A 13338-nucleotide genomic window follows, 5' to 3' on the forward strand; every position below is an offset into this window, starting at 1 on the left:
GCAGTGTGATACTGCAGCCTGTTCGGGCTTTGTTTTGTTTAATTTTTGCGCTCGGCCTTGTTCTGGTACATTTTTTCATCTGCCTGACGGATGGCCTCGGTGAGCGGATGCACACCGCACACACCGCCAACACTGGCCGAAAGCTCCAGCTCCGGGTAGCCTTCCACTCTGGCACTGGCCGCAGCCTCCCGCACGCGCTGTATCACATGTTCCCCGGGCCGGATGTGCGGCACCAGCAGCAGGAATTCATCGCCGCCATAGCGCACCAGCACATCGGTCTGGCGCAGGTTGCTCAGGATGGACTGTGCCACGCTCTGCAGGGCCTTATCGCCCACCAGATGGCCGAACCGGTCGTTGACCTCCTTGAAGTGATCCACGTCGATCATCACTACGCCTTCCACCTGTTCGCTCTCCGCAAGGAAGCACTCGAAGTACTGGCGGGAGTATGCCCCGGTCAGTGAATCCACAAAGGCGCTGCGGTCAAAGTTGGAGCCGCGGTCCAGCAGCATCCGGCGGCCGCCCATATCCAGCCAGCGTCCGTCCGAAAGCTTGGACACCATTTCCAGCACGCAGCCGCGTCCGCCCACTTCCACATACTTTGCCATAACAAAATAAGCCTGTTCGTCCTTGAACTCGATCTTGTTCAGGGATTCCTTGCGGGCAAGGGCCTTACTGGAAATGCAGTTTTCGCACCGGCCCGATTTGTTCCACACCATGTGGCAGGTGCCGGGCATCTCGGTCAGCCGGCCATCCTTGCCCAAGCTCAGCACCTTGGTGTTTTCCGGGTCCACCAGACGCACAATGTCAAAAAAGCCCTTCAGGCATTCCAGCAGTGCTTCCGGCTGGTCGCTGTTCACATTGCCCAGCATCAGCTCCTGCAGGCGGGCATGGTCATCTGTGATCTGGCCCACCACGCTTACGCAGTGGCGCACACCGGCGCGGCTCCACATGGTGTGCATCACCAGCCGGTGCAGCCGGTATTCCTGATCCACCGCGATCAGCACCGGGAATGCGGCATCCGGCTCTTCCGGCGTTGCGGCTGCAATGGCATCCAGCAGCTTGCGGCGGTCCTTGCCGGAGAGGAACGTCAGGCCCATGCCCTTATCAAAGTCCAGCTTCTGGGTTCGGTTGACCGGGTCCTCGTAGCGGTTCACCACGGTCACGCTGCCGCTGAGGATATCGTAATCGAACTGAATACCGCCGCGCTGCTCGGCATAAAAAGCGGTGCGCTCCCGTTCCAGATCCAGCAGGCGCTGGGCACGATCCTCACGGGGCAGAGCTTCGCGGTGCAGGATCTCCTCCGAAAGGCGGCGGGTCTCGTGGCGGAAACCGCGGTCATACTCCGAGCGCTGCAGCTCTGTGCGCAGCAGCTCCGAGGATTCTTTCAGGCACTCCATCAGCAGCGGATTGAAGCTGCCGCACTCGCCGTGCAGGATCATGTCAACGGCCTTTTCGTGGCTGTATGCCTGCTTATAGCAGCGCTCGCTGGTCAGTGCGTCGTACACATCGGCCAGTGCCACCACCTGTGCTGCAATGGGGATCTCGTCGCCCTTGAGCCTGTCCGGGTAGCCGCCGCCGTCCCACCGCTCGTGATGCCAGCGGCAGATAGCGTGTGCCACCTTTACCAGCGGTTCGTCCTGCCCGATGGCAAGCCCCTTCAGGATCCTGGAACCCTCGGTGGTGTGGGTCTTGATGGTGGCGTACTCTTCCTCGGTCAGGCGGCCGGGCTTGTTCAGGATCTCTTCCGGGATCATGATTTTGCCGATATCGTGCAGCGCCGACGCTGTGCTGATCAGCGAGATATCACTCTCATCCAGCTGGTAACGGTCAGTCTTCTGCACCAGCTGATGCAGGAGCAGGTCGGTCAGGGTGCGGATGTGCAGCACATGCTGGCCGCTCTCGCTGTTGCGGAACTCCACCACATGGCTCAGAATGTTGATCATCAGCACACTGTTGTGCTCTTTTTCGTACACCTGATCGGTCACAAGGCGGGTAAGGCGCTTCTGCTTTGCGTAAAGCATGAGCGCATTCTTCACCCGGCGCAGCACCATGACCCGCTCGAACGGGCGGCGGATGTAATCGGCCACGCCCATATCATAGGCGCGCTCGACGCTTCGGGTGTCCTCTGCCGCGCTGATCACAATGACCGGGATTTCCTCCTGCCATGCATAGCACTGCATCACCCGCAGCACATCAAAGCCGTCCATTTCCGGCATGATCAGGTCCAGCAGCACCAGCGCGATATCGGTGCGTCTGCGCAGAATTTCGATCGCGCGCAGGCCGTTCTCGGCTTCCAGATATTCGTAGCCCTCACCCAAAATCTCCTTGAGCATGGCGCGGTTGATCTCCGAGTCATCCACGATCAGTATTTTCTGTTTTGGTTCCATCTTAACCGCTCCTCGCTCCTGTACTGCCGGCCGCAGGGTCTTCCGTTTCCTACCGGACCACAAAAAAGCTGCTGCAACAGCTTTGCGCTTTGCAGCAGCTTTTCATTCCACTCATATCTGCTTTTTGCAGATCATCCAGCTTTCTGTCATGCGCCCATCATATCGTCGAACCAGTTCATCAGCTCCACCGAGAGGTGCTCCAATCTGGTCTGGGGCTTCCAGTCCGGCTGAGCAGGCTGCGGAGGCTCCGGCCCGGGCTGTGGAGGCTGTTCGGCCTCCGGCTCCGGCCGCGGACTCTGCGCTGCCGATGGTTCCGGCTGCGGGGGCGTATGTGCCGCAACCGGCACAGGCCGCACAGCTTCCGCATGGCGGGCCAGCTCCTGACGTAGCTGCTCTGCATGAGCGCCCGCGCACTCAGCCTCCTGCCGCGCCTGCTCACAGGCCGCTTCCAGCTGGGCATTTTCCTGCCGCAGCGCGGCCATCTGCCGTTCACAGGCAAACAGACGGGTCTGATAGCGCAAAATTTCCGCACTGGCCGCTGCCAGCTTTCGGTTCATCTGCTCCAGCTGGGCACACACCGCCTTGGGCGGCTCTGCCGGAGCCTTTGCCGCGGCAGACTGGGCACAGCGCTGCCGCGAACCATTGTTCTGCTGCCTGCCCTGCGCCATGGTGTCCCTCCGATCCATCCGATACGCCTGATCTGCTTATGACGGCCAGCTTTTTATCTGCGCTTGTTCAGCATGGCCATCAGCTGGTCGTAATAGCCATTATCGCTGTTGTCCTCTTCCACGGGCTTTGCAGCAGTGGGTGCCGGTGCAGCGCCGCCTGCGGCAGAAGCTGCCGGGCTTGCAGTCTCGCTGCTGAACACAGCAGACGGAGTGGACTGTGCGCCGCCCATTGCATTGCTGATGCTGCTGCGCAGGTCGCTTGCGCTCTTGTTGTCAAAACCGGTAGCAACCACAGTCACACGCATCTCGTCCGAGAGGTTCTCGTCGAATGCAGTACCCCAGATGATGTTTGCATCGGGATGTGCGCTCTGGGTAATGAGACCTGCTGCAGTCTCCACATCCTCCAGACCGATGTCCGGGCTGGAAGTGATGTTGATGATCACGCCGTGTGCACCGGCAATGCTGGTCTCCAGCAGCGGAGAAGAAATAGCAGCCTTTGCGGCGTTCTCGGCCTTGCCTGCGCCCTTGGCACTGCCCACGCCCATGTGTGCGTAGCCGGCATCCTTCATGATGGAGCGCACGTCGGCAAAGTCCAGGTTGATGAAGGCGGGCACATTGATCAGAGCGGAAATGGACTCAACGCCCTGACGCAGCACGTTATCGGCTGCCTGGAAGGCATTCATCAGAGTGATCTTTTCCTGACTGATCATCTTCAGGCGCTCATTGGGAATGACGATCAGACTGTCCACATGCATGAGCAGGTTTGCAATGCCCTGCTCTGCCAGACCCATCTTGCGCTTGCCCTCAAAGGAGAAGGGCTTGGTGACGATGCCAACGGTCAGAATGCCCAGATCATGGGCGACCTCGGCCACAACGGGTGCTGCACCGGTGCCGGTGCCGCCGCCCATGCCGGCAGTGATAAACACCATCTGGGAACCCTTGAGCGCATTTGCGATCTCGTCCTTGCTCTCTTCAGCGGCGCGCTGGCCGATCTCGGGATCTGCACCGGCACCGCGGCCCTTGGTCAGCTTGGAACCCAGCTGCACCTTGGTGGCAGCGTGGTTCTTGGCCAGAGCCTGCTGGTCGGTGTTCATTGCGATAAATTCGACGCCCTGCAGGCCGTCGCTGACCATGCGGTTGACAGCGTTGCCGCCGCCGCCGCCCACGCCGATCACCTTGATCGTCGTAACATTTTCGTCCATTTCTTCATCGAGCATGAGTGCCATAACTTTGTCCTCCATCGGATTTTATCGTAAAACTGCGCATAGCGCACAGAAATTATCTGCTTACACTTATATAACTGTATCGTATCATCTTTTTGCCCTGAATGCAAGTCAATTTTGCTTTTTTGAAGGTGTTTTTTTCTCGCTGGCGCTTTCCCGCGGCATTTCCCGCTCAATTTGGGCACCAAGTTCCGCCAGCATCTGTGCAAAACCGGCATATCCGCGGTCGATATAACCGGTTTCGGTAATGCGGCTCCGTCCCCTTGCCGCCAGCGCGGCCACCACCAGTGCCGCGCCTCCGCGCAGGTCCGCAGCCCGTGCACATGCGCCCTGCAGCTGCCGCACCGGTCGGATGTCCAGTGTGCGTCCCTGCACCTGCACAGCGGCCCCAAAAGCCGCAAAACCCTCTGCACAGCCAAATCTCCGCTCAAACACCACGTCCTCGATGCTGCTGGCGCTGTCGGCGGCAAGCATGGCAGCGGCAAGCAGCGGCGCTGCGTCCGTTGCCAGTGCCGGGTATACCCCGGTGAACACTCTGCCCGCGCCGTGCAGCGCGCCCAGCCGGGTAATGACCGCACTTTCCGGCCCTGTTTCTACCCTGCAGCCCATTTGTTCCAGAATTTCCAGCAGCGGTGCATAGGTCTCCGGCCTGCAGCCGGTCAGTTCCACCCGGCCTCCTGCCGCCGCGCAGGCACAGGCAAGGGTGGATGCCACGATGCGGTCGGCCATGGGCGCAAAGCTGCAGCTATACAGCATTCGTCTGCCCTGCACCCGGATGGTGCTGGTGCCCGCGCCCTGCACACAGCCGCCGCACCGGTTCAGGAATGCTGCCAGATCGCTGATCTCCGGTTCTCGTGCGGCCCCGCGCAGGACCGTCTCGCCCTGCGCCGCAGCTGCTGCCAAGAGCAGTGTCTCGGTAGCACCCACGCTGGGGAACCCAAGTGTGATGTCCGCACCGTGCAGTCCGGCAGGCGCTGTCAGGATCAGCCTTGTCCCCTCCTCCCGGCAGTGCACGCCCATCTGCGCAAGGCCGGAAAGGTGCAGGTCCACCGGCCTTGCACCAATGCGGCACCCGCCGGGCAGCACCGTTTCCACCCGGCCAAGCCGCGCCAGAAGCGGTGCGCAGAACAAAATGGATGCCCGCATCCGCGCGGCGGCTTCCGGCGCAAGGCGGCAGGTGGAAGGCACGCCCTGCACCGTGATGTCGCTGCCCTGCCAGCGGGCCGTGCAGCCCGCACCCTGCAAAAGCTCCACGCTGGTGTCCACATCCGCAAGATGCGGCACCTGCAGAAAACGCACCGTGCCATTGCACAAAAGGGCCGCTGCCAGCAGCGGCAGCACGCTGTTTTTGGCTGCCGGGATGTGCACTGTGCCGTTCAGCGGCATGCCGCCCGTGATGATAAGATCTCCGCCCATGCAAAAAGCCCCCGTTCCGCAAAAGATACCTCATGCTATGCGGCGCGAAGGCTTTTTGTTTATTTTGTCTGCAGTTGTGCCATTTGTTTGTCCGGTCATTTGTAGCTGCGCCGGCAGAGGATGCTGTCGTTTTATGGCAGGGAACGCCCGGTTTTACATCTCTCCGCGGGACACCGACAGCACGATGCCCATTTCGCCCAGCAGCATCATCAGACTGGTGCCGCCGGAGGAAAAAAACGGCAGACTGATGCCGGTATTGGGGATGGTGTTGGTGACTACCGCCATATTCAGCACTGCCTGCAGGGCCACCTGCACCACAAAACCCACTACCAGCAGCGCACCGAACCGATCCGGTGCATGCGCCGCCAGCGTGATGCCCCGCCACAGCAGCAGCGCAAACAGCAGGATCACCGCGCAGGCTCCCACAAAGCCAAGCTCCTCGCACAGGATGGAAAAGATGAAGTCGTTCTGCGGTTCGGGCACGAACAGGTGCTTCTGGCGGCTGCTGCCAAGGCCAAGGCCCGCCGCGCCCCCGGAGCCGATGGCATACAGGCTCTGGATGGTCTGGTGGCCGTCGCCCAGCGGATCGGCAAAGGGATCCAGCCATGAGCTGAGACGGCTGGCCGCGTAGGGCACAAGGTCCGGCATAATGATGATGGCAGCTCCAATGGCCGCTGCACCGCCCGCCCCGGCCAGCACGAACCACTTGAGGCCGGTGCCGCCCACGAACATGAGCACCGCGCCGATGCCCAAAATGAGCACTGTGCCGGAGAGGTGCGGTTCCAGCAGCATGAGCACCGCCACCGCTCCCAGCACCAGTGCAAAGGGCAGCACCCCCACCGCAAAGCTGCCCATGCGGTCGTGGTTGAGCGCAATGATATGCGCAAATACCAGCACCACCGCAAATTTGGCGATCTCGCTGGGCTGCAGTGTGCCCAGGCCCGGCAGCACCAGCCAGCGCTTGCAGCCGTTGTACTCCGGCATGAACAGCACCGCCGTCAGCAGTACCATTGAAAGCGCCAGCAGCGGCCATGCCAGCTTGTGGTAAACATGGTAGTCCACCCGGCTTGCCACCCACATGGCCCCGATGCCCAGCGCAGCATACAGCAGCTGCGGCCGCAGGTAGGCAAAGGCATCGCCCCGCCGGTACAGCGCCACTGCACTGCTGGCACTGCCCAGCATTACAAGGCCAAAGCCCACCAGCGTGAGCACCAGCACCAGAAACGGCAGGTCCATGGCCGGCAGATGCCGCAGCGGCAGGCCGTGCTTTGCATGGGCAGCAGCTTTGTGCATCCGTATCACCTCCGTTCCTTTATTGTACGCGGCGGCGGTGCCGGTTAGTCATATCCCCGGCACACCGGCGCATACACTTGCCCAGAGAAGGAGGTGCCTGCCATGCCAAAACCGGAGCCGCGCCTCTTGCGCACCCTGCCGGAACGGGCATTCCATGCCCGGGCACGGCTGGTGGCCGCGTTGATGTGCTGCGTCTGCTTTGCGGGGCTGGCCGCGCGGCTGGCGTATCTGCAGCTGTTTTCAGGCGACTGGTATACGAGCCGTGCCCTCGGCCAGCAATTGCGCGATACTGTGGTGCCTGCCGACCGGGGCCGTATCTACAGCGCCGACGGTGTACTGCTTGCCGCCAACAGCAGCTGCTGGACATTGCGGGCCTCCCCGCGCGAGATGCCGGAGGAAAAGCTCAGCCTTGCCGCGCAGGGCCTTGCGGAAATATTGGAGCTGGACGAAGCGAAGCTGCTGGAAAAATTCAGTGACCGCACCTCCAACGACTGCCTTTTGCGCTACCGCGTGGAGCGCGACACCGCCGACCGCGTGCGGGATTTTTGTGAAGAGAACGGCATCACCGGCATCCGCATCAATCAGGACTCCAAGCGCTGGTACCCGGAGGGGGAATTTCTGGCCAGCGTGCTGGGCTTTACCAATGTAGACAACGCCGGTGTGAGCGGGCTGGAGCTGAAATATAACGATGTGCTCACCGGGCAGAATGGCGTGGTGCTCACCGCCGTCAACGCTTGGGGCTACACACTGGAGCAGAGCTACGAGACCGAAAAAGTGCCCTTGGAAGGCAGCGGCCTGCGGCTGACTGTCGATGCCAACATCCAGCATTACCTTGAAAACGCGCTGGATTATGCGGTCAAGGAGCATCATGTGGCGGCGCGCGCCGTGGGCATCGTGATGGACGTGAACACCGGGGCCGTGCTGGCCATGTCCACCACGCCCGCCTACGACCCGAACCAGCCGCGCGTGGTCTACGATGCAGCCGCCCGCAAGGCCGTGGATGCCCTTACCGGCAGCGAGCGCGCTGCCGCCCTGCAGCTGGCCCAGCAGACCCAGTGGCGCAACAAGGCCGTCAGCGACCTGTACGAGCCGGGCAGCGTGTTCAAGCTCATCACCTGCGCCGCCGCGCTGGATGCCGGGGCTGTGAGCAAAAACTCTACCTTTTACTGCGGCGAGTCCATCTCGGTGGCGGGCACACGGTTTCACTGCGCCAACCACAAGCGCCACGGCAGCCAGACCGTGACCCAGGCGCTGGAAAATTCCTGCAACCAGAGCTTTATCCAGATCGGCGCGCGGCTGGGCAAGGACGCCTTCTGCGATTACTTTGCCGCTTTCGGCCTGCGGGAGCCAACCAGGGTCGATCTGCCCGCCGAACCCAAAAAGAGCCTGTACTACACCGCCGACCGCATGGGGCCGGTGGAGCTGGCCTCCTGCGCCTTCGGCCAGAGCAGCAAGATCTCCTATATGGAAATGGCCGCAGCCGTGTGCGCTGTGGTGAACGGCGGCAGGCTGATGCAGCCTTATCTTGTCAGTGATATCCTGAACCCGGACGGCAGCATTCTGCAGCACACAGAGCCGGTGTGCAGGCGGCAGGTGATCAAACCGGAAACTTCTGAAACCATGCGTGAGATGATGGAAGCCGTTGTGCTCTACGGCGGCGGGCGCAATGCCCGCATCCAAGGCTACCGGGTGGGCGGCAAGAGCGGCACCAGCCAGAAGCTGGACAGCGCCGACGAAAAAGCCCGTATTGCCAGCTTTGTGGCCGTGGCTCCCATCGACGACCCGCAGTTTTTGTGTCTGGTGTGCTTGGACGAACCCCACAGCTGGACAACTGCCGGCGGCAGCCTTTCAGCCCCGGTGTGCGCCGAGGTTCTGGAACAGACGCTGGTGTACAAGGGCGTGCCCCGCGCCGTGGAACCGGAAACCGATCCCGATCCCGCCCAGACCGCTGCCGACCTGCCCGCCGACGGTGACAGCTTTGACGGGGCGTAAGCAAAAAACGGCCCCGGAAAGGTCTTCCGACTTTCCCGGGGCTGCAATGTTTTTTGTTTAATTCTGCTGCGGCTGCTCGCGGAAGACGATCTCGCCGGTCTCGCTGTTCATGGACTCCACAATGGCAAGGCTCTCCAGCTGGATGCCCTTGCTGCGGATCAGCTCGCCGCCCTGCTGGAAGCCCTTTTCCACGGCAATGCCGATGCCCTCCACTGTGGCACCGGCCTCCTGGGCCAGATCCAGCAGGCCCATCAGGGCACAGCCGTTGGCAAGGAAATCGTCAATGATCAGCACATGGTCTTCCGGGGTGAGGAACTTTTTGGAGACGATCACATTGTAGATCTTTTTGTGGGTGAAGGATTGGATCTTGGTCTCGTAGTTGTTGTAGTCCAGATTGATGCTCATGGACTTTTTGGCAAATACCACCGGCACGTTGAACTCGCTGGCCACGATGGCTGCAATGCCAATGCCGCTGGCCTCGATGGTGAGCACCTTGTTGATGGGCTTGCCTGCAAACAGGCGCTTCCACTCCTTTGCCATCTCCCGGAACAGCGGAATGTCCATCTGGTGGTTGATAAAGCTATCCACCTTGAGCACATTGCCCTCGCGTACGATACCATCTTTGCGAATACGATCTTCCAGCATCTTCATAGTGCAGCAGTTCCTCCAACCTGATTTTTTCCATGCCCATGCGTTTGCAGCGCATATTTCTCTTTTTATTTCACCTAGTATACCGGATGCTCTTTCCTTTGGCAATAGGTTTTCTTGATAAATTTATAGGTTTTCCGCTCTTGTACTTTTTACAGATTCGAGTATACTGTAGTTAATATAAGGTGTGTCCGGCATCTGTGCGCCGGCGCACAGGAGGGGAGAGCATATATGAAAACGGGTCTTGTGCTGGAAGGCGGTGCCATGCGCGGCATGTTTACCGCCGGTGTTCTGGATGTATTGATGGAACATGGCATCGTGCTGGATGGTGCCATTGGCGTTTCGGCCGGTGCGGTGTTCGGCTGCAACTACAAGTCCCATCAGATCGGCCGTGTGATCCGCTACAACACCCAGTATTGCAACGATAAGCGCTACGCAAGCTTTGGCAACCTGCTGCGCACTGGCAACCTGTACAGTGAGCAGTTCTGCTACCACACCGTTCCGGAAAAGCTGGACGTGTTCGACGCAAAGACATTTGCAGAGAACCCCATGGACTTTTTTGTGGTGTGCACCGATGTGCGTACCGGCGACCCCATCTATCACAAGTGCCGCACCGGCGATGCCGAGGATATCCAGTGGATGCAGGCATCCGCTTCCATGCCGCTGGCGGCCAAGATCGTAAAGATCGGCCATTATCAGCTGCTGGACGGCGGCATTGCCGATTCCATCCCCGTGCGGTTCTTCGAGTCCATCGGCTACAAACGCAACCTCATTGTGCTGACCCAGCCCAAGGGCTTTGTGAAAAAGAAGAACAAGATGCTGCCCGCCATCCGGGCACGCTACCTGCGCTACCCCGCTTTCGTGGAAGCCGTTGCCGACCGTCACGAGCGCTACAACGAAACGCTGGATCACATTGCCATGCTGGAGCAGACCGGCAGGGCGTTCGTCATCCGCCCGCCCATCCCGCTGGAGATTGGCTCCATGGAGCGCGATCCGGTCCAGCTGCGCCGCGTCTACGAGACCGGCCGTGCCGTTGCCGAAATTCAGGTGGATAAGATTGCCGCCTTTGTGAACGAATCCAAAGCTGCAACGGAAGAGTAACGGCGGCACAAACAGATATTCTGCATGTGCATAGCCCCCACGGGGAAGCAGCTCTTTTGATCGAAGCGCAGGTGCGCAGCCAGAAGGTCTACCTGTGATGTTTTCGCAGCATCACGAAAATGTTAACGTCAACAAAATCATGGTATAGCAGCAGCCCCGGTGAACCTGACGGCCCATCGGGGCTGTTTTTGCGCCGTCTTCAACGACATCGCCGCAGCTGTTCGAATCCACCCGCCCGATGAGTTTAGCCTTATCGCAAAACAAAAACCTCAGCGTACTTGCATACGTTGAGGTTTTTTGGTGGGCGCGGGTGGATATCGCGAGCCGCGCTGCTAAAAACAGCCCACTGGGCTGTTTTTGCGCCGTCTTCAGCGCCGTCGCCGCAGCTGTTCGAATCCACCCGCCCGATAAGTTTAGCCTTGTCGCAAAACAAAAACCTCAGCGTACTTGCATACGTTGAGGTTTTTTGGTGGAGCGAAGCAACCCAAATCCGAACCATTGCCCTCTAGGGCATCTTTGGCGGCGATTTCATCGAAAGCGATGGTTTTTGTGCCGTCTTTGTAGTTGAATGCAATCAAAACTTTTTCATCATAGAGATAAACAGCATTCACGAATGTATTGATAAGCGTTTCATGGTGGCTTTTCACATTCGGGTCGAGCTTGCGGAACCGGGTCAGCCAGAACCGAACCTGATTTTCGCTTAACCGCGGCCGAGCGATTTTTTCTTCGGCAATCCGAATCTCAAGTTCTTTCTGCTGGGCTTCCAGCTTTTCCAGCCGCAATTTGGTGGAGTTGGTCAGCACACCTGCTTGGATGGCGTTCAGCATATTCTCAATGCTGTTCTCCACCTCTTTCATCTGCTTTTCCAGCAGGGGCAGGGTGGTGTTCTCCTGCTCTTGCAGTTCCAGCACCTCTGCAACGATGGCATCAATCACGGCATCGTCCTGAATCAGCTTCATGGTTTCAGCTATGACCAAATCTTCCAGCCACTCTTTACGGACGGTCTTTTTCTTGCAGGTCTTGAAACGCTTCGCGGTGGCGCACTTATAATAATGATGAACGATCTTGTTTCTACCCGTACCGCACTCGCCGAACATCATCGCGCCGCACATTCCGCAGAACAGCTTGGTGGTGAGCAAGTAATCGTCCTCGGCTTTGTGACGGGCAGGAGCGCGGCTGTTCTTCTTGATTTTTTGCTGCACTTCTTCAAACAAGTCCTTGTCCACGATGGCAGGGATGCTGTCGGGCATCACAATGTCCTTGAAGTGGTTTTCACCGATGTACCGTTTGTTCGTCAGCAGCGTCTGAACACTGTTGTAGGTGAACTTCTGATTGCGGTTGGTGGTCACGCCGCTGTCGTTCAGCCAGTTCATCAATTCTTTCATGGTCGCGCCATCGTTGTACCGCTGGAAGGCTTCTACCACAAAGGGGGCTTTCAGCGGGTCGATCTGGAAGAACTTTTCCTCGTCCACCTTGAAGCCAATGGGAATCGTGCCGCCGTTGTACTTGCCCTTCAGAACATTCTCGGTCATGCCGCGCACAACTTTTTCAGAAAGTTCTGCCGAGTAGTATTCAGCCATGCCAGTGAGCATACTTTTGACCATGATACCCGCAGGGCTGTCAGAGATAGGCTCTGTGGCAGATACCAGCTTGACATGATTTCGTTCTAACTGGTACTCATAATGTGCCGAATCGTAACGATTTCGGGCGAAGCGGTCAAGTTTCCAGACCAGCACGATGTCAAACAGCCGTTTTTCGCTGTCCTTGATCATCTGCTGGAAATCCGGGCGGTTGTCGGTTTTGGCGGAAAGGGCACGGTCAATGTAGTGTTTGACCACAGTGATGCCGTTCTTTTCGGCGTAGGCCGTACATTCACGAATCTGACCTTCGATGGATTCTTCGCGCTGATTATCGCTGGAATAGCGGGCGTAAATCACGGCAGTCATGGCTGCACCTCCTTACTTCATTCTCCGCAGACGGCGCACAAGGTCGGATGCACTGTACAGCACACGAGCCACCGACACCGCATCCTCGCCCACGATGTAGAACACCGAGTAGTTGTCCACCAGCATCTGCCGCAGCCCTTGGGTACGCTCTGGTTCGCTTTCCACCAGCGCACAGCGTTCCGGCAGGATGTCCAGCGATTGGATGGCTTCAGCAATACGATTATACTGCCCCATAGCCGTGTCAGGCTCCAGCAGACGGTCAGCAATGTAGCTGTAAATCTGCTCCATATCACTGAGGGCTGCATGGGAAATTTTTACGTCATACTGCTTCATCTGTGCTGTTCCCTGAACTGTGCGAATGCGCTTGCGGCATCCACGGTGTCACCGTTCTGTATTTCTTTGATGCCCACCTGCAAGGCTGCATGGAGCTGGTCATCGGTCATGGTGTCAGCGTTCAGAGCCGCAGGAGCCTTCGGCAGGGACAGCGAGAAGGGGATGCCGCCAGTCAGGGTGATCTGGCGCAGGTACATATCAATGGCTGTTGCCATCGGGATGCCGAGCTGCTTCAGCACATCTTCGGCTTGCTGCTTGACGGTAGGGTTGACACGAAGATTGAGTGTCATCGTTTTTTCCATGGTTATCACCTCAAGTTTATTGTAACGTA

Annotated in this window: 11 protein-coding genes; 2 read left to right on the forward strand and 9 right to left on the reverse strand. The window is 59.0% G+C overall.

Annotation, left to right across the window (positions count from 1 at the left end; translation table 11 throughout):
• Positions 1 to 38: 38 nt before the first annotated feature.
• From DW937_RS04540 to DW937_RS04560, 5 genes are all read right to left on the reverse strand, one after another.
• The gene (locus DW937_RS04540) at positions 39 to 2387 is read right to left on the reverse strand and encodes a diguanylate cyclase (protein WP_120120257.1); all 2349 of its coding nucleotides are present in this window, start codon (positions 2385 to 2387) and stop codon (positions 39 to 41) included.
• A gap of 146 nt (positions 2388 to 2533) precedes the next feature.
• On the reverse strand, positions 2534 to 3073 hold the full coding sequence (locus DW937_RS04545; RefSeq protein WP_243111428.1) for a THO complex subunit 7 family protein: 540 nt from the start codon (positions 3071 to 3073) through the stop codon (positions 2534 to 2536).
• A 35-nt stretch (positions 3074 to 3108) separates the two neighbouring features.
• Positions 3109 to 4281: a cell division protein FtsZ gene (gene ftsZ / locus DW937_RS04550; protein WP_097776527.1), complete on the reverse strand. Its 1173-nt coding sequence runs from the start codon at positions 4279 to 4281 to the stop codon at positions 3109 to 3111.
• A gap of 108 nt (positions 4282 to 4389) precedes the next feature.
• Complete coding sequence (locus tag DW937_RS04555) at positions 4390 to 5694, reverse strand: UDP-N-acetylglucosamine 1-carboxyvinyltransferase (RefSeq protein WP_120120259.1); 1305 nt, start codon at positions 5692 to 5694, stop codon at positions 4390 to 4392.
• A 153-nt stretch (positions 5695 to 5847) separates the two neighbouring features.
• Positions 5848 to 6987, reverse strand: a complete 1140-nt coding sequence (locus DW937_RS04560) for a putative peptidoglycan glycosyltransferase FtsW (RefSeq protein ID WP_120120260.1) — start codon at positions 6985 to 6987, stop codon at positions 5848 to 5850.
• A 102-nt stretch (positions 6988 to 7089) separates the two neighbouring features.
• Here DW937_RS04560 and DW937_RS04565 point away from each other — a divergent pair, with 102 nt between their 5' ends.
• Positions 7090 to 8979: a penicillin-binding transpeptidase domain-containing protein gene (locus tag DW937_RS04565; RefSeq protein ID WP_120120261.1), complete on the forward strand. Its 1890-nt coding sequence runs from the start codon at positions 7090 to 7092 to the stop codon at positions 8977 to 8979.
• 57 nt (positions 8980 to 9036) lie between these two features.
• Here the strand turns inward: DW937_RS04565 and DW937_RS04570 are convergent, their stop codons facing one another.
• Positions 9037 to 9630, reverse strand: a complete 594-nt coding sequence (locus tag DW937_RS04570; protein ID WP_005944437.1) for a xanthine phosphoribosyltransferase — start codon at positions 9628 to 9630, stop codon at positions 9037 to 9039.
• A 228-nt stretch (positions 9631 to 9858) separates the two neighbouring features.
• On the opposite strand from DW937_RS04570, the gene DW937_RS04575 reads away from it, so the two are divergent.
• The gene (locus DW937_RS04575; RefSeq protein ID WP_120120262.1) at positions 9859 to 10728 is read left to right on the forward strand and encodes a patatin family protein; all 870 of its coding nucleotides are present in this window, start codon (positions 9859 to 9861) and stop codon (positions 10726 to 10728) included.
• Between the two features lie 413 nt (positions 10729 to 11141).
• Here the strand turns inward: DW937_RS04575 and DW937_RS04580 are convergent, their stop codons facing one another.
• The 3 genes from DW937_RS04580 to DW937_RS04590 are packed head-to-tail and all read right to left on the reverse strand — an operon-like array spanning position 11142 to position 13309.
• Positions 11142 to 12674, reverse strand: a complete 1533-nt coding sequence (locus DW937_RS04580) for a recombinase family protein (protein ID WP_120120263.1) — start codon at positions 12672 to 12674, stop codon at positions 11142 to 11144.
• A 12-nt stretch (positions 12675 to 12686) separates the two neighbouring features.
• Positions 12687 to 13007, reverse strand: coding sequence for a type II toxin-antitoxin system RelE/ParE family toxin (locus tag DW937_RS04585; protein WP_120120264.1), 321 nt, complete (start codon positions 13005 to 13007; stop codon positions 12687 to 12689).
• Positions 13004 to 13309, reverse strand: a complete 306-nt coding sequence (locus DW937_RS04590) for a type II toxin-antitoxin system RelB/DinJ family antitoxin (protein WP_035393314.1) — start codon at positions 13307 to 13309, stop codon at positions 13004 to 13006. The genes DW937_RS04585 and DW937_RS04590 overlap by 4 nt, the downstream gene beginning before the upstream one ends.
• Positions 13310 to 13338: the final 29 nt, after the last annotated feature.

It is taken from the genome of Faecalibacterium sp. AM43-5AT, assembly GCF_003603345.1.
GTDB classification, from domain to species: Bacteria; Bacillota; Clostridia; order Oscillospirales; family Ruminococcaceae; genus Faecalibacterium; species Faecalibacterium taiwanense.